This window comes from Collimonas fungivorans, assembly GCF_001584145.1.
GTDB classification, from domain to species: Bacteria; Pseudomonadota; Gammaproteobacteria; order Burkholderiales; family Burkholderiaceae_D; genus Collimonas; species Collimonas fungivorans.
Genome location: NZ_CP013232.1, coordinates 3486743 through 3502698, shown reverse-complemented (window position 1 = coordinate 3502698; position 15956 = coordinate 3486743). Strand labels below are relative to the sequence as shown.

The window sequence follows — 15956 nt, the reverse complement described above, 5'->3', positions numbered from 1 at the left end:
GAGTAAAGCGTGCCTCTGTTGAATAGCAATGTGATCAGCGAGTCCCGCAAAGGGGCAAAGGCCAACCGTGGAATGCAAGAGTTCTGGCGTTCGGTCGATCCTGATGCGATATTCATTTTATGAAAGCCGGCTAGCTCGGCATGCATGTTCTGCGTCGTCTCTATTTCTGCTGCAGCCTGATCTGCGCGCGCAATTTTTCCGGTACCGGATAGCCGGGATAGGCATGCCTGAATTTCTCCCATTCTTCCAGCGCATCCTGGCGCAAGCCTGCCTTCAGCATTTGATCAATCACTGACAGCCACGCCTCGGCTCGTGCGGGCGATTCCGGTTTTCCCGGTTGGGTGGCGACGGACGCCGATTCCGATTCCGTTGGCGCTGCAGCAGCAGTGGCGCCAGACGCTATCGCCGGGGCAGGAGCCGACGAGTATGTTGGAGCCGGTGGCGCAACTATCGGCGCCGGAGCAGGCGAGTACGCCGCTGCGGGATCTGCAATCGCTGATGGCTGACTGGCCGTGACCGCCGCCCGCGGCACAATGATTGCCCGGGCTTTCGACGGCAGGTTTTCCGGATTTGCCAACTGCGATGGCGAAACGGCGTAGTTTTCTCTACCTGCAATGGGCGCTGGCGTCGGAGCAGGTGCGGCTTGCGTATCCTGGGCCTGGGTTGGTGACTTCGCTTCCGGCGCAGCTTTTGCTGCCGGCGGCGCGCTGCGGGCAGCGGCTTTGGGGCGCGCCAGGTCCGGCTTTGCCTGGGCTTTCTTTTCAACCGGCTCCACTGACTTTACTGACGGCGCTGGCGCCGCTGCTGGCGCGGCAGGCGGTGGCGCCGGTTCGGCTTGGGGGGCCGTATCGTAAGACTGCGTCGCCGGCTCTGTCTGCCAGCGCAAAGTGACCAGCACCGCCAGCACCATGCAAGCAGCCATGCCTAGTTGGGTTGACCAGCGCATCAAGAAGCGCGGTTTGGCCGCCTTGCCGGGTTTGCCGGACAAGGCGTCATTGGCCGCCTGCTGCAGCGGCGTTTCCGTTTTGAGCATGGTTTCGGCCTGCGCCAGGATGGCGGCGTCCAGCGCAGCGGAAGGCGCAGGCTGCGGCAGTCCCTGCAACTGGCGCGCCAGTTCGCCATGGCCTTGCAGGAAGGCCTCGAATTCGGCGTCGTCCAGCCGCCTGTCTTCAGATGTCATGCCGCCTCCTCGCTGGAATCCAGGTCTGGTGTCAGTTGTTGCCGCAATTTGCGCATGGCATAGCGTAACCGGCTCTTGATGGTCTCTTCCGGCGCGGCGACAATCAGTGCGATCTCTGCCAGGCTCATGCCGTTAAATTGCTGCAAGATCAAAACCTCTTTCTGTTCTCCTGGCAGCAGCCGTATCGCCGTGTGCAGCCTGGCGATGCGCTCCCGGTTTTCCAGCAGGGCTTCGGGTGAAAGCGTTTCCTGCGCTGTTTCGGCCAGGTAATCGAACGCCGTCTGTTCATCGCCGTCCTGCCCCATTTCGCTGGCCAGCAAGGTTTGCTGTTGGCGCAGCAGATCAATCAGGCGATTGCGTGCGATCTGGAACAGGTAAGTCCGGAACAGCGATTCCGGCTGATAGCCGGCGCGTGCATGGTGCAGGCCGGCCCAGCTGTCTTGCGCGATCTCGTCGACCCAGTCGCGGCGCGGCGAACGCCAGGCAATGAATCTGTACAAGCCCTGGCTATGGCGCCGGTACAGCTCCCTGAACGCAGCCAGATCACCGTCGCGGTAATTGAGCATCAGCGATTCATCGGAGGGTTCGGCGGGCATGGCGGATAGGCGGCAGTTTCTCTGCCCGGCAGGGCGGTAGCGCCGATTGTGACTTGTGCCGTGCAAGAAAGCAATAAGCCTATGAATGCTTGCCTGTCAGCCATTTTTTCCTGAACCAGAATTTTTTTGCGGATTTAACCCCGTTTTAGAAACTGCTTCGTTTCATATCACAAGCCGGCGTATCGGCATAAACGGAGAATAATATGTTACGAGGCTTGTTGGCCGCACTATGCGCGCTGCTGTTTCTACTTCCCATGGCGCAGGCGCGGACGGTGGTGCCGCCGCGGCTGATCGTCGCTAACGGAGCGGAACAACCGATTGTGCTGCAAAGCCTGCAGGTCAGCGGCGAGATCAGCGGCGGCATGGCGCAGACTACGGTGCAGATGGTGTTCTTCAATCCGAACCGGCGCTTGCTTGAGGGGCAGCTGCAATTTCCTTTGCTCGAAGGCCAGCAGATCGTCGGTTTTTCGCTAGATGTCGAAGGGCGGCAGCGGCCTGCCGTGCCGGTTGAAAAAGCCAAGGGACGTCAGATATTCGAAGCAATCGAACGACGCCGGGTCGATCCGGGCTTGCTGGAAGCTACCCAGGGCAATAATTTCAAATTGCGGATCTATCCGATTCCAGCCAACGGTACGCGCACGGTTGAGATCAAATACGTGGAGCCGCTGGCGCGCCAGGGCAAGAACTGGCAGTACCGCTTGCCGCTGGCTTACGGCGACCGCATGCGCGATTTCGATCTGACGCTGAACGTGCACGGCGCCATGGCCGCGCCGCAGGCCAGCGGCAGCCTGGGCGCGATTGGCCTGGTGCGCACCGGCGAACAGTACCAGATGCATGTCAATAAAAGCGGATTTGCCGCCAGCGGCATGCTCAATCTGCTGATACCTGCCAGCGAAAAGCCGCAGACTTACACCCAGCTGCGCGATGACGGTATGTGGTTTGTCACTGAAATACCGGTGGCCGAGACGCACACGGCGCGTAGCTTGCCCAAAGTGATCGGCTTGTTGTGGGATAGTTCGGGCTCCGGTGCGGGGCGCGATCATGATGCGGAATTTGCCGTTCTCGATCGTTATTTCAAGGCAGCCGGCAATGCAGAAGTGCGTTTGACCCGCTTGCGCGACAGGCCGGAGCCGGAGCAGTCCTTCCATATCGCCAACGGCAACTGGAGCGCCTTGCGCCAGGCCTTGCAGAATACCGCCTACGATGGCGCCAGTGCTTTGGGCGACTGGAAACAGGAGGCGGATGTCGGCGAATACCTGCTGGTGAGCGATGGTTTGAGCAATTACGGTAATGCGGTTTTCCCCAAGCTTGCTGCAGGTCAGCGCCTGTACGCCTTGAACTCGGCGCTGGCGGCCGACGCCAGCCTGCTGTCTGCCTGGGCGGAAAATACCGGCGGCCGCTTGGTACAGGTTTCGGCGCAATCCGTAGCTGCGGCGACGCAAGCCTTGCTGAGCGAATCGGCGCACGTGGAAACGCTGACAGCGGCCGGCGCCGGCGATTTGCAAATCGAATCGCATGATGCCAAAAACGGCATTCTCCGCGTCGCCGGGCGTTTACGTAATCCGGAAGCCCAGCTTACGCTCACTACGCGGCAAAACGGCCGGCTGACAACCACGCTCATCCCGCTCTCGGCAACGGCGCCTGCGCATCCGCTGGCAGCCTACCTGTGGGCCGGATACCGCTTGCGCGAACTGGAAGCCAATCGTGACTTGCATCGTGCCGAGATCCGCCGCATCGGGCAGCAATTTGGCTTGGCGACCCGCGAAACTTCATTGATCGTGCTTGAACGCCTTGACGATTACGTACGCTATGACGTCGTCCCGCCGCAAGAATATCAGGCAGCGTTCAATCAGTTGAAGAAACTGCGTGACGGCGACCTCAGGCAGACGCGTAGCCGGCATATGGAAAACGTGCTGCAGCAGTTTCAGCGCAAGACTGCCTGGTGGGAGAGGGATTTTTCTAAAGACGACATGCCTAAGCCCAAGAAAGTAACGCCGGAAGCTGTCCGCAGCGATCGTCGGCCAGGTGCCGGGGTGCCGTTGCAGAGTGCATCGGCACCAGAACTGGCGGCGCCGGTGGCGGCTGCACCGATGCCGCCGCCAGCGCCGGCTCCAGTTGCCGGGCTGCAGCGGGCATTTGAAGCAAGGGAAAACTATTCGTCAAAATCGGTTGCTGGCAACGGGACTGCGACCGCAGCGCCGCAAATCAGCGTAGCGCTGCAGAAATGGAGCGCCAATGCGCCTTATATCGATCGTCTGAAGGCGGCGACGGCGGATACCGTGTATGCCATCTATCTCGACGAAAAGCCGGGCTACGCCAACAGCAGCGCCTTCTTCCTCGATGCCGCCGATATCTTGCTGGAGAAGGGGCAGCGTGACCTGGCGCTGCGTGTCTTGTCCAACCTGGCGGAGATGGACCTGGAAAACCGCGCCGTGCTGCGCATACTCGGCTACCGCCTGCTGCAGGCCGGCGCCCCGCAGCTGGCTATCCCGGTGTTTGAAAAGGTCAGGCAGCTGGCCGAGGAAGAGCCGCAATCGTTCCGCGATCTTGGGCTGGCATATGCAGCCGACAAGCAGTACCAGCAAGCGATCGACCAGTTGTACGAAGTAGTGCAGCGGCCGTGGGATGCACGCTTTCCGGAAATCGAAACGATTGCCCTGGCAGAGCTGAACCAGATCGTGGCGACTGCCGGCGTTGCGCTCGACACCAGCCGGATCGATCCACGTTTTCTGAAAAACATGCCGCTCGATTTGCGGGTAGCGATGACCTGGGATGCCGATAATTCCGACATGGATCTGTGGGTGACGGATCCGAACGGTGAAAAATGCTTCTACGGTTATCCGTTGACGCATCAGGGCGGCCGGATGTCGCGCGATTTCACGCAGGGCTACGGGCCGGAGGAATTTTCGCTGCGCAAGGCAAAACCGGGCAAGTACAAGATAGAAACCAATTACTACGGCAACAGCCAGCAGCTGATTGCCGGCGACACCACTCTGCAGGTCAAGCTGACTACCGCGTTCGGCACACCCCGGCAGAAGGAACAAATGGTGACGCTGCGCCTGAAGGATCGGCAGGATACGGTCTTTGTCGGTGAGTTCGACGTCGCGCCGTAAGACCCGCCGGCCGTAAAGAAAAGGGCTGCCAGACAATCTGCCTGGCAGCCTTGATGCATGTCCTGCGGAGCAGGCGGCAAACCGGCCTGGAATTACTTGCCGGTCATGCCCAGCAGCATTTCATTCAAACGCTTGACGAAACCGGCCGGATCCGCCAGGGCGCCGCCTTCCGCCAGCAGGGCCTGGTCGAACAGGATGTGCGACCAGTCGCCGAACTTGGCTTCTTCGTACTTCAGGCGCTGCACCAGCGGATGGTCCGGGTTGATTTCCAGGATAGGCTTGGAGTCCGGCGCTTCCTGGCCGGCGGCCTTGAGCATGCGCAGCAGATTGCCCGACAACTCGTTCTCGTCCGCCACCAGACAGGCCGGCGAATCGGTCAGGCGGAAGGTGACGCGCACATCCTTGGCTTTGTCGGCCAGCGCGCCCTTCATCTTTTCAACCAGCTCCTTGAACTGGGTTTCGGTTTCTTCGTGCTGCTTCTTCTCGGCTTCATCTTCCAGTGTGCCGAGATCGAGGCCGCCCTTGGCGACCGACGCCAGTTCCTTGCCTTCGAAATCCTGCAGGAAGGACAGCATCCATTCGTCGACGCGGTCGGTCAGCAGCAGGACTTCAACACCTTTCTTGCGGAAGATTTCCAGGTGCGGGCTGTTCTTGGCGGCGGCAAAGGTTTCGCCGGTAGCGTAATAAATCTTGTCCTGACCTTCTTTCATGCGGCCGATATAGTCGGCGAAAGAAACGGTCTGGGCCTCGCCGTCATTGCTGGTCGAAGCAAAACGCAGCAGCTTGGCGATTCTTTCCTTGTTGCCGGCGTCTTCGCCTATGCCTTCTTTCAGGACCTGGCCGAATTCCTTCCAGAAGCTGGCGTACTTGTCCTTTTGCGCCTGGTCGTCGCTGTTGGCCAGTTCTTCCAGCAAGCCCAGCACGCGCTTGGTCGAGCCTTCGCGGATCACGCGCACATCGCGCGATTCCTGCAGGATTTCACGCGAGACGTTGAGCGGCAGGTCGCTGGAATCGATCACGCCCTTGACGAAGCGCAGGTAGACCGGCATCAGCTGCTCGGCGTCGTCCATGATGAAGACGCGCTTGATATACAGCTTGATGCCGCCGCGCTTGTTGCGGTCCCACAGATCGAACGGGGCGCGGCTTGGCACGTACAGCAGCTGGGTGTATTCGCTGCGGCCTTCGACCCGGTTGTGGGTGTAGGTCAGCGGCGCTTCGAAATCGTGCGAGACGTGCTTGTAGAACTCGACGTACTGTTCTTCAGTGATGTCGGATTTGCTGCGGGCCCACAGCGCGCTGGCCTGGTTGACAGTCTCGAACTCGTCCTTGACGACGGTTTCTTTCTTTTCTTCGTCCCATTCTTCTTTCTGCATCACGATCGGCAGCGAGATATGGTCGGAGTATTTGCGGATGATGGATTTCAGCTTCCAGGCCGACAGGTATTCGTCTTCGCCTTCGCGCAGGTGCAGGGTGATGTCGGTGCCGCGTGATGGCTTGTCGATCGCTTCGATGCTGAAATCGCCGGCGCCGGCGGATTCCCAGCGCACGCCTTCGGTGGCGCCGGCGCCTGCGCGGCGGGTGTCGACCGTGATCTTGTCGGCGATGATGAAGGCAGAGTAGAAGCCGACGCCGAACTGGCCGATCAGCGCCGCATCTTTTTGCTGGTCGCCCGACAGTTTCGAGAAGAATTCCTTGGTGCCGGATTTGGCGATGGTGCCCAGGTGCGAGATGGCTTCATCGCGGCTCATGCCGATGCCGTTGTCCGAGATGGTGATGGTACGCGCGGCCTTGTCGAAAGCGACCTTGATCTTCAGTTCAGGGTCATTCTCGAACAAGGCGCCGTTGTTGATCGCCTCAAAGCGCAGCTTGTCGGCGGCATCGGATGCATTGGAAACCAGCTCGCGCAGGAAAATTTCCTTGTTCGAATACAGCGAGTGGATCATCAATTGCAGCAGCTGCTTTACTTCTGCCTGAAAACCAAGGGTTTGCTTTTCGGATACGGCCATTGTTTCCTCTATATAAACGTAGAAAAGGTGATGTCAAAACGATAAAAATCAGCGATAAAAAGGCAAGGTGGCCGGACTGGCTCCGCTTTCATCCTGTGCATTGGTCAAAAAATGGGGAGCAATCCGGATTTTACAAGAGCTGATTGCCTGGCGGCTGCCGGGCTTGCTTATTTGTCACACTTATTTGTCACGCTCACTTGCCACATTCCTTTTCCAGGAAGCGCCAGATGGCCGGATCCGACATCGCCGCCACGTTGATCCGCATGCGCGAGGAGGGCAGCTGGCTGGGCGAGAACAGGGCGCCGGGCGCCAGCAGGAAGCCCTCGGCCAGGGCTTTTTCCGCCATCACGTTGGTGTCGTGGCCGGTATCGGCCCAGACAAAGATGCCGGCCGGGGTGCTGATGTCGACCGTCATGCCTATCCTTTCCATCTGCCGGATGGTGCGGTCGCGCACGCTGTCGAGCTTGCTGCGCAAGCGGTCCAGGTGCTTGCGGTAATGGCCTTCAGAGAGGATTTTATAGACCACCCGCTCGCCGACTTCGGCGCTGGTCAGGTTGGTCATCATCTTGCGGTCGGCAAAGTGCTGGGCCAGTTCAAGCGAGGTGGCGATGAAACCGGAGCGCAGGTTGGGCGAGAGCGTCTTCGAAAAGCCGCCCATGTAGATCACGCGATTGAGCTGGTCGAGCGAGGCAATGCGGGTGGCCGGCTGCACCGCCGAGCCGGGATGCATGTCGCAATAGATATCGTCCTCGACGATCATGAAATCATGCTCTTCGGCCAGCTTGAGGATCTGGAATGCCTTGGCTGCCGACAGCGAGGTCGAGGTCGGGTTGTGCAATACCGACACCAGTACGTACAGCTTGGGCTTGTGCAGCGCCACCAGTTCTGCCAGCTTGACCATGTCGGGGCCGTCGGCCAGGCGCGGCACGCCGACCACCTTGGCGCCCAGCGCGGCGAACGAAGCAAACATCAGGAACCAGGACGGGTCGTCGACCAGGATGACGTCGCCGGGCTGAGTAAAGTGACGCGCCACCAGATCCAGTCCCTGGGTCACGCCTGTCGTTGTGACAAACTGTTCCGGCGTGGCGGCGATTTCCAGTTCCGCCATCTTCAGCTGCAATTGCTGGCGCAGCGGCAAGAAACCTTGCGGGATGCCGTAGGAGAGCAATTGCGCCGGATTCTGCCGGCTGATGCTGCGCAGGGCGTTGGCGATCAGGTCGGCGTCCAGCCATTCGCTGGGAAACATGCCGGAGCCGGGCATTTTCTTGTTCGGCGCCTGCTGGTGCATATTGCGCACCAGCCAGACCACATCGATCAGTTGCGGCTGTTGATGGTTTCCTGTAGCGCTGGCGGCATTGCTGCCGCGTTCGGCCAGCAGCGGCGAACGCTCGCGCACATAAAAGCCTGAGCCGCGGCGCGACTCCAGGCAACCCTTGGCCACCAGCCGGTCGTAGGCTTCCACCACCGTGAAGCGCGAGACGCTGTGGCTGTCGGCAAACTGGCGGATCGATGGCATGCGCGCGCCGCTGCGCAGCAGGCGGTCGCTGATGCGGGACTCGATGCTGCGCACGATCTGCTCGACCAGCGAGGTATCGCTGTCGCGCGACAGCGGCTGCGGGGCGGATGGTGGCTGGGGCAACTGGCCATTGCTCAGCTTGCGGGGAGGGACTGTGTTGGTCACTGTGCTGGTTACTGTATTGGTGATTCGGCCGGGACAATGTCAGAAATTACTTGGTTAACTGTATTGGTACTGTATTGGTTTATTGGCTTAGCATAGACCTAAATCTTCAATGCTGCAAATCCGGAAGCGAGTCCGTCATGCAAACACTATTCAAGCAACAGTCTCATACCTTGTCGGGCGGCGCCGTGCTGTCCGGCGTGACCGAACAGCAGTTGATCCTGAAAGTGGTCAGCGGCCGCGTCTGGGTGACTTTTGAAGGCCAGCCGGAAGATCACTGGCTGCGCGCCGGCCGTTCGCTGGCCTTGCTGCCGGGGCGGATGGTGGTGGTGGAAGCCGATCCGGGCAACAGCCGCATCAGCCTTAGCGGCTTGCCGCAGCGCCACCATGGCAGGCCGGGCATCCTGCGGGCGCTGCTGGCGCGCTTGCGCGGCCCTGGCTTCCATCCGGCCACCAGCGTGTCATGATGCTGGCTTCCTTGCTGCCGCTCGCGGTGTTCGCCTTCGTGTCGTCGATCACGCCAGGCCCGAACAACATCATGCTGACTTCGTCCGGCATCATGTTCGGCTTCAACCGCACCATCCCGCACATGCTCGGGGTGACCTTCGGCTTCGGCGTCATGCTGGTGCTGTGCGCGGCCGGCATCGGCAGCCTGGTGCTGGCCTTGCCGGCCAGCCATGTGATCCTGAAGACACTGGGTTCGGCCTATCTGCTGTACCTGGCCTGGAAGCTGCGCAACATGTCGTTCAAATCGGAAGCCGGCGGCAACCACAAGCCGATGACCTTCCTCGGCGCGTCGGCATTCCAGGCAGCCAACCCGAAAGCCTGGATCATGGCCATCACCAGCGCCTCGGCGTTCCTGCCGCCGCTGGAGCCTATCTGGCTATCGATCGCCATCTACTGCCTGGTGTTCTGCGTCATCAACCTGCCATGCGTAAGCGCCTGGGCCGGCGCCGGTTCGGTGTTGCGGCGCTACCTGGCGCAGCCCTTGTGGCAGCGTGTGTTTTGTACGGTGATGGTGCTGCTGACAATTTATTCGGCAGTCTCGATTTGGCTTTGATCGCAAGGACCGGCGCCATGACGGATGAATCCAAAGGCATGTGGCTGGGGCTGGCCGGGGTAGCGCTGTTCAGCCTGACCCTGCCGTTTACCCGCATGGCGGTGGCGGAACTGAATCCGGTGTTCGTGGCGCTCGGCCGGGCAGTGGTTGCTGCGCTGTGTTCCATGCTGCTGTTGTGGAAGCTGAAAGCCAAGCTGCCGACCGCCGCGCAGTGGAAACCCCTGGCGCTGACGGCGCTGGGCGTGGTGGTTGGATTTCCTGTGTTTTCATCGGTGGCGATGCGTTATGTGCCGGCTGCGCATGGCGCCATCGTGCTCGGCATCCTGCCGCTGGCGACAGCCTTGTTCGGCGCGTTGCGCTTTGGCGAGCGGCCCTCGACCGGGTTCTGGATCGCCGCGGTGATCGGCAGCGCTATCGTTGTCGTTTTTGCATTGAACCAAGGCGGCGGCGGTTTGCAGCCTGCCGACCTGGCCCTGCTGGCGGCGGTGCTGGCCGCGGCCATGGGTTATGCGGAAGGCGGACGCCTGTCGCAAACCATGGGCGGACAACAGGTGATCGCCTGGGCGCTGCTGCTTTCCCTGCCGCTCCTACTGCCGGTCACCGTCTGGCTGGGATGGCGTTACGGCGTCAGCGCTTCGCCCAAGGCCTGGCTGGGATTTGCCTACGTGTCGGTGTTTTCGATGTTCATCGGCTTCTTGTTTTGGTACAAGGGCCTGGCCTTGGGCGGCATAGCGCGAGTTGGTCAGGTGCAACTACTACAGCCTTTCCTGACCATGCTGGGGGCGACACTGCTTCTGGGCGAGACCCTGGAAGCCGGCAACCTGCTGTTTGCGCTGGCGGTGCTGGTGGTGGTGGCGTTCGGCCGCAAGACAGCGGTGCGGCGGCAAGCCAGGTAGGTGACAAACGCAGGAAGCAAACGCAGCTGTCAAAATACCAAGCCACATTTCGCAATTTGGGCGCTGGAGTGAGATAATCCCGTATTGGCCGGAATTTGGCGGGGCGCCAGCCGGCTGTATCCCATTTATCCCGTCATTGCTGCTGGCGCCAAAAGCGCGGGCAAATGATTTTTTTCGGAGTGTCAGATGTCTGTATATGAAAAGTTGCAAGCCCTGAATATCACATTGCCTGCGGTTGCCGCACCTGCTGCCGCTTATGTGATGTACGCCCAAAGCGGCAACACGGTTTACCTGTCCGGTCACTTGTCCAAGAAAGACGGCAAGATCTGGGTCGGCCAACTGGGCAAGGACGCCACTACCGAAGAAGCCAAGCTGGCCGCGCGCGGCATCGCCATCGACCTGATCGCCACCCTGCAAGCAGCATGCGGCGGCGACCTGAAGCGCGTCAAGCGCGTCGTCAAGTTGATGAGCCTGGTCAATTCGACGCCTGATTTCACGGAGCAGCACCTGGTTACCAACGGCGCCTCCGAACTGATCGGCGAAGTATTCGGCGAGCAGGGCAAACATGCCCGTTCCGCATTCGGCGTAGCACAGCTGCCGTTGGGCGCCTGCGTGGAAATTGAAATGATTGCTGAAATAGAGTAGTCCGCGGCGTAGTCCTGGCAGCGCCATCCGCTGCCAGCCCAGGAGACGGCAGATCATAAAAACCGCAGGCTGCTGCAATCCGCGTCCGGCCTTGGCTGGGCGCTTGACGGCGGCCTCTTAAAATAGATCACTTGAAGAGAATAGTATGAAAATCGAAAATCCCACCCCGCTGCAATGGCATTTTTCGCAGCGCGCGCAGAAACTGCAAAGCTCGGCCATCCGCGAAATCCTGAAGATCACCATGCGTCCGGAAATCATTTCCTTCGCCGGCGGCCTGCCTTCGCCTGCGACTTTCCCGGTCGAGCAGTTGAAAGTGGCGTTCGACAAAATATTGTCGGAGCAAGGCAAGGTTGCCTTGCAATACGGCCCGACCGACGGTTATGGCCCGCTGCGCGAATGGGTAGCCAATTCGCTGTCGACCGACGGCGCCAAGATCATGGCGAACCAGGTCATGATGACTTCCGGTTCGCAGCAAGGCCTGGATTTGCTGGGCAAGGTGCTGATCGATGAAGACAGCAAGGTGCTGGTGGAAACGCCAAGCTACCTGGGCGCCCTGCAGGCGTTTTCCCTGTATGGCCCCGAGTTCGTCTCGGTCCCTAGCGACGAAGGCGGTCTGATCCCGGAAACCGTGGCGACCCTGGGGCAGGGCGCGCGCATGCTGTATGCGCTGCCGAATTTCCAGAATCCTACGGGCCGCACCTTGTCGGTGGAACGCCGCCACGCGCTGGTCGATATCTGCGCACGGCTCGGCTTGCCGCTGATCGAGGATGATCCTTACGGCGCCCTCAGCTATCGCGCCGAACCGCTGCCGAAGATGCTGAGCATGAACCCGGGCGGGGTGATCTACATGGGGTCCTTTTCCAAGATCCTGACGCCGGGAATCCGCCTGGGCTATGTGGTAGCGCCGCGGCCCCTGATCGAAAAGCTGGAACAGGCCAAGCAGGCGACCGACCTGCATACCGCGCAGCTGACGCAAATGGTGGTGTACGAAACCATCAAGGACGGTTTCCTCGACCAGCATATCCCGACCATCCGCAAACTGTATTCGGACCAGTGCGACGCCATGCTGGATGCGCTGAAGACCTATTTCCCAGCCGGCACCAGCTGGACCAAGCCGGAAGGCGGCATGTTCATCTGGGTCACCTTGCCCAAGCATATCGACAGCGTCAAGCTGCTGGCGGAAGCGGTGGAGCAGCACGTGGCGTTCGTGCCGGGCGGCCCGTTCTACGGCAATACGCCGGAACAACATACCTTGCGCCTGAGTTTCGTGACCGTGCCGCCGGCAAAAATACGTGAAGGGATAGAGAGGCTGGGCAAGCTGATTGCTTCGAAGCTTTGATTTCCATGCAATAGTCTTCGCGCAGCTTGCGCTGCAGTAATTTGATGCAAACAAAAAAAGCCGACTTGAATGAAGTTGGCTTTTTTATTTTCAGGTCCGGGGAAAAATTAGGGTCAGAGTCGAATTATTTTAATTCGACTCTGACCCTAATTTAATAAAGCGGCGCGGAACGGGCTGCTTTATGGCTGCAGGGCTATGGTGTCACGGGTGTTAATGTCGCCGGCTTGAGTTTCGATTCCAGCATCTTCCCTTTGCGGGCGCGTTTGCCGATATGCGGCGCCAGTCCTGATGCAGACAGAGTTACCTGTTGCGCCTTGCCGCCGCGGCCGATGCCGGATACCAGCACGCCGCGCTGGCTGATCGGTTGCGCCGCCAGCAGTTTTTCCTTGTCTTCCAATTCCATCAGGATCACGCCGCGGCCGCCGTTGCTGAGCGACTTGCATTCGTCCAGGCCGAACACCAGCAGGCGGCCTTTTTCCGACAGGCAGGCGATGGCGCTGACATTGGCGCTCAGCGCCTGCGGCGGCAAGGGCAGGTCGCCCTCATCCAGCGTGACATAGGACTTGCCGGCCTTGACCCGGCTCAGCATGTCGCCGATCTTGGCGGTGAAGCCGTAGCCGCCGGAGCTTGCCAGCAGCAGTACCAGGTCGGACGGGCCGGCGAAATAATGCATGACGCTGCTGCCGTTGGCCAGGTCGATCAGGGTCGTGATCGGCACGCCGTCGCCGCGCGCGTTCGGCAAGGTCGCTACCGATACCGAATAGATGCGGCCGTTGGAGCCGAAGGTCAGCAGGTTGTCGACGGTGCGGCACTCGAATGCGCCGTACAAGGCATCGCCCGCCTTGAAGCCGAACTGGCTGGCGTCATGGCCGTGGCCGGTGCGTGCGCGCACCCAGCCTTTTTGCGAAATGATGACGGTTACCGGCTCATCGACGATGCGGGTTTCCACCACGGCTTTTTCCGCGGCTTCGATCAGGGTGCGGCGGGCGTCGCCGAATTGCTTCTGGTCGGCTTCGATTTCCTTGATCACCAGGCGTTTCATCGAGGCCGGATTGTCGAGCAGGTCTTGCAGCGTGGCTTTTTCATTGCGCAGCTCGGCCAGTTCCTGCTGGATCTTGATGGTCTCCAGGCGCGCCAGCTGGCGCAGGCGGATTTCCAGGATATCTTCGGCCTGGCGGTCGGACAGCTTGAATGCCTCGATCAGCGCCGGTTTCGGTTCATCCGATTCGCGGATGATCTTGATCACCTTGTCGATATTCAGCAGGATCGCTTCGCGGCCTTCCAGGATATGGATGCGGTCATCGATTTTCTGCAGCTTGAACTGCGTGCGGCGGGTGATGGTGGCGAAGCGGAAAGTGATCCACTCGCGCAAGATCATGCCCAGGCCCTTCTGGCGCGGACGGCCATCGCCGCCTATCATCACCAGGTTGATCGAAGCGCTGCTTTCCAGCGAAGTATGGGCCAGCAGCATGTTGGTGAATTCGGTCTGGTCCAGGTTCTTCGATTTCGGTTCGAACACCAGGCGCACCGGCGCGTCGCGCCCCGATTCGTCGCGCACCGTGTCGAGCACCGACAGGATCGACGTCTTGAGCGCCAGCTGTTCCGGCGTCAGGGTTTTCTTGCCGAGCTTGATTTTCGGATTGGTCAGCTCTTCGATTTCTTCCAGGATCTTCTGTGACGATGCGCCAGGCGGCAGTTCCGTGACCACGGCTTGCCATTGGCCGCGCGCCAGGTCTTCGATCTTCCAGGTGGCGCGTACTTTCAGGCTGCCGCGGCCGCTCTCGTACATCTCCGAGATCGCGCCGGCCGAGGTGATGATCTGGCCGCCGCCCGGGAAATCCGGGCCGGGAATGATCTGCATCAGCTCGGCATGGCTCAGGTTGGGATTGCGGATCAGGGCGACAGCAGCTTTCGCCACTTCCTGCAAGTTGTGCGATGGAATTTCAGTGGCCAGGCCGACCGCAATCCCCGAAGCTCCGTTCAGCAGCACGAAAGGCAGCCGCGCCGGCAGCAGTTTCGGTTCTTCGGTGGAGCCGTCGTAGTTGGGCTGGAAATCGACCGTGCCCATGGCGATTTCTTCCAGCAGCAAACGGGCGATCGGCGTCAGACGCGCCTCGGTGTAACGCATCGCAGCGGCGCCGTCGCCGTCGCGCGAACCGAAGTTGCCCTGGCCGTCGACCAGCGGATAGCGTAGCGAGAAATCCTGGGTCATGCGTACCAGGGCGTCGTACACCGACTGGTCGCCGTGCGGGTGCAGCTTGCCCAGCACATCGCCCACCACCAGCGCCGATTTGCGCGGTTTGGCGGCGGCGTTCAGGCCCAGCTCGCTCATCGCGTACAGGATGCGGCGCTGCACCGGCTTCTGGCCGTCGGAGACGTCGGGCAAGGCGCGGCCCTTGACGACCGAAATGGCGTAGTCGAGGTAGGCGCGTTCAGCGAAGGTGGCGAGGGTTAAGGATTCAGCGTCCGGGGTTGGTGCATCTGGCGTAGCAAACAGATCGTTTTGGTCGGTCATGAGGAGTCGGGAAATTATTCGATAAGAGGCGTTGCCGTTGCGGATATCGCCGCAGCTGGCGGAATTGGAGCCGGAGCCGGATTTAGATTGGGCGCGATGGCCGCCGGCATGTTGCTGCGGCCCGGAATCACCAGGCGGATGCGGTTCAGGCCGGGTTTGCCGCCGGCGTTAGTGCTAGCGGCGGATTGCGCGAATGCCGGCTGGTACAGCTGGTAAAACTGGCGCACCAGCTGCACGTAGTTGCGTGTTTCCGCATACGGCGGCACCTTGTTATTGTATTTCTGTACGGCGCCTTCGCCGGCGTTGTAAGAAGCGATCACCAGTTCCTGCTGCGCCGGATAGAGTTTCAGCAAGTCGCGCAGATAGCGCGCGCCCAGGCGGATATTGGTGCGCGGGTCGGTCAGTTTTTTCTCGACCGGTTTCTTGCTGTCGCCGGTCAGGCCGTAACGCTCGGCTGTGGCCGGCATGATCTGCATCAGGCCGATCGCACCCTTGGGCGATACGGCAGCGGGATTGAAGCCTGACTCAGCCGCCATCACGGCCTTCAGCAGGGCCGGCTCCAGCGCGAATTCCTGCGCCGCCTGGTCTACCAGCGCTTCGTATTTTTTCAGGTTCGGATGTTGCGACAGGTAGCGGAACAGCGGGCTGTCGCGCAGCTTCTGGTCGAGCGGCTTGGCGCCGCCTGCCGCCAGCTGGGAAGAATCGAAAAAGCCGTCGCCGCGCATGAAAAGCTGATAACGGTTGTCCAGCTTCTCGGTCGAGAAATGCCCCATGCCATCGGCGTCGATATAGCCGAAAATATCCGCGCGTGCGCTACCGACCGTGGTCAGAAGTGCAAACGTCAGAAGAGTGGCGGTGAGGAGTTGGCCCAGATGACGGCGAAGCTGGTTCATCTGCTATCGGAGGCCAAGCTTAATCTGTTACGGTA

The 15956-nt window shown here is 60.6% G+C and carries 12 protein-coding genes; 6 read left to right on the top strand and 6 right to left on the bottom strand.

The annotated features are described in order from the left end of the window. Nucleotides 1–160 precede the first annotated feature (160 nt). Together CFter6_RS14950 and CFter6_RS14945 are read right to left on the bottom strand one after the other, a co-directional pair. The gene (locus CFter6_RS14950) at nucleotides 161–1180 is read right to left on the bottom strand and encodes a hypothetical protein (protein ID WP_061540608.1); all 1020 of its coding nucleotides are present in this window, start codon (nucleotides 1178–1180) and stop codon (nucleotides 161–163) included. Next, entirely contained in the window at nucleotides 1177–1776 is a 600-nt protein-coding gene (locus CFter6_RS14945) for a sigma-70 family RNA polymerase sigma factor (protein WP_061540607.1), read from the bottom strand. Before CFter6_RS14945 ends, CFter6_RS14950 begins: the two co-directional genes overlap by 4 nt. A 203-nt stretch (nucleotides 1777–1979) precedes the next feature. On the opposite strand from CFter6_RS14945, the gene CFter6_RS14940 reads away from it, so the two are divergent. Further along, nucleotides 1980–4889 (top strand): VIT domain-containing protein, encoded by a 2910-nt coding sequence (locus CFter6_RS14940; RefSeq protein ID WP_061540606.1) that lies wholly within the window; start codon nucleotides 1980–1982, stop codon nucleotides 4887–4889. A gap of 92 nt (nucleotides 4890–4981) precedes the next feature. On the opposite strand, the gene htpG is transcribed toward CFter6_RS14940, so the two are convergent. Both htpG and CFter6_RS14930 read right to left on the bottom strand, forming a co-directional pair. Further along, on the bottom strand, nucleotides 4982–6895 hold the full coding sequence (gene htpG, locus CFter6_RS14935; protein ID WP_061540605.1) for a molecular chaperone HtpG: 1914 nt from the start codon (nucleotides 6893–6895) through the stop codon (nucleotides 4982–4984). Between the two features lie 193 nt (nucleotides 6896–7088). Beyond that, entirely contained in the window at nucleotides 7089–8576 is a 1488-nt protein-coding gene (locus CFter6_RS14930) for an aminotransferase-like domain-containing protein (RefSeq protein WP_150118775.1), read from the bottom strand. A 137-nt stretch (nucleotides 8577–8713) separates the two neighbouring features. On the opposite strand from CFter6_RS14930, the gene CFter6_RS14925 reads away from it, so the two are divergent. The 5 genes from CFter6_RS14925 (at nucleotide 8714) to CFter6_RS14905 (ending at nucleotide 12513) form a co-directional block, all read left to right on the top strand. Beyond that, complete coding sequence (locus CFter6_RS14925) at nucleotides 8714–9040, top strand: DUF2917 domain-containing protein (protein WP_082814800.1); 327 nt, start codon at nucleotides 8714–8716, stop codon at nucleotides 9038–9040. Next, a complete protein-coding gene (locus CFter6_RS14920) occupies nucleotides 9040–9633 on the top strand; it encodes a LysE family translocator (RefSeq protein WP_061542381.1) in 594 nt (197 codons plus the stop codon). Before CFter6_RS14925 ends, CFter6_RS14920 begins: the two co-directional genes overlap by 1 nt. 17 nt (nucleotides 9634–9650) lie before the next feature. Continuing rightward, entirely contained in the window at nucleotides 9651–10529 is an 879-nt protein-coding gene (locus CFter6_RS14915) for a DMT family transporter (protein ID WP_061542380.1), read from the top strand. A gap of 186 nt (nucleotides 10530–10715) precedes the next feature. Beyond that, the gene (locus tag CFter6_RS14910) at nucleotides 10716–11174 is read left to right on the top strand and encodes a RidA family protein (protein ID WP_061540602.1); all 459 of its coding nucleotides are present in this window, start codon (nucleotides 10716–10718) and stop codon (nucleotides 11172–11174) included. Between the two features lie 145 nt (nucleotides 11175–11319). Next, nucleotides 11320–12513 (top strand): aminotransferase-like domain-containing protein, encoded by a 1194-nt coding sequence (locus CFter6_RS14905; protein ID WP_061540601.1) that lies wholly within the window; start codon nucleotides 11320–11322, stop codon nucleotides 12511–12513. A 193-nt stretch (nucleotides 12514–12706) separates the two neighbouring features. On the opposite strand, the gene parC is transcribed toward CFter6_RS14905, so the two are convergent. Together parC and CFter6_RS14895 are read right to left on the bottom strand one after the other, a co-directional pair. Then, the gene (gene parC / locus CFter6_RS14900) at nucleotides 12707–15028 is read right to left on the bottom strand and encodes a DNA topoisomerase IV subunit A (RefSeq protein ID WP_061540600.1); all 2322 of its coding nucleotides are present in this window, start codon (nucleotides 15026–15028) and stop codon (nucleotides 12707–12709) included. Nucleotides 15029–15042: 14 nt separating this feature from the next. Further along, nucleotides 15043–15921: a lytic transglycosylase domain-containing protein gene (locus CFter6_RS14895; RefSeq protein WP_061540599.1), complete on the bottom strand. Its 879-nt coding sequence runs from the start codon at nucleotides 15919–15921 to the stop codon at nucleotides 15043–15045. Nucleotides 15922–15956: the final 35 nt, after the last annotated feature.

What these genes read in the sequence shown, in the direction of transcription:
- CFter6_RS14950 (WP_061540608.1), bottom strand. Translation starts at nt 1,180, where the DNA reads ATGACATCTGAAGACAGGCGGCTGGACGACGCCGAATTCGAGGCCTTC.
- CFter6_RS14905 (WP_061540601.1), top strand. Translation starts at nt 11,320, where the DNA reads ATGAAAATCGAAAATCCCACCCCGCTGCAATGGCATTTTTCGCAGCGC.
- CFter6_RS14925 (WP_082814800.1), top strand. Translation starts at nt 8,714, where the DNA reads ATGCAAACACTATTCAAGCAACAGTCTCATACCTTGTCGGGCGGCGCC.
- CFter6_RS14915 (WP_061542380.1), top strand. Translation starts at nt 9,651, where the DNA reads ATGACGGATGAATCCAAAGGCATGTGGCTGGGGCTGGCCGGGGTAGCG.
- htpG (WP_061540605.1), bottom strand. Translation starts at nt 6,895, where the DNA reads ATGGCCGTATCCGAAAAGCAAACCCTTGGTTTTCAGGCAGAAGTAAAG.
- CFter6_RS14910 (WP_061540602.1), top strand. Translation starts at nt 10,716, where the DNA reads ATGTCTGTATATGAAAAGTTGCAAGCCCTGAATATCACATTGCCTGCG.
- CFter6_RS14920 (WP_061542381.1), top strand. Translation starts at nt 9,040, where the DNA reads ATGCTGGCTTCCTTGCTGCCGCTCGCGGTGTTCGCCTTCGTGTCGTCG.
- CFter6_RS14895 (WP_061540599.1), bottom strand. Translation starts at nt 15,921, where the DNA reads ATGAACCAGCTTCGCCGTCATCTGGGCCAACTCCTCACCGCCACTCTT.
- parC (WP_061540600.1), bottom strand. Translation starts at nt 15,028, where the DNA reads ATGACCGACCAAAACGATCTGTTTGCTACGCCAGATGCACCAACCCCG.
- CFter6_RS14945 (WP_061540607.1), bottom strand. Translation starts at nt 1,776, where the DNA reads ATGCCCGCCGAACCCTCCGATGAATCGCTGATGCTCAATTACCGCGAC.
- CFter6_RS14940 (WP_061540606.1), top strand. Translation starts at nt 1,980, where the DNA reads ATGTTACGAGGCTTGTTGGCCGCACTATGCGCGCTGCTGTTTCTACTT.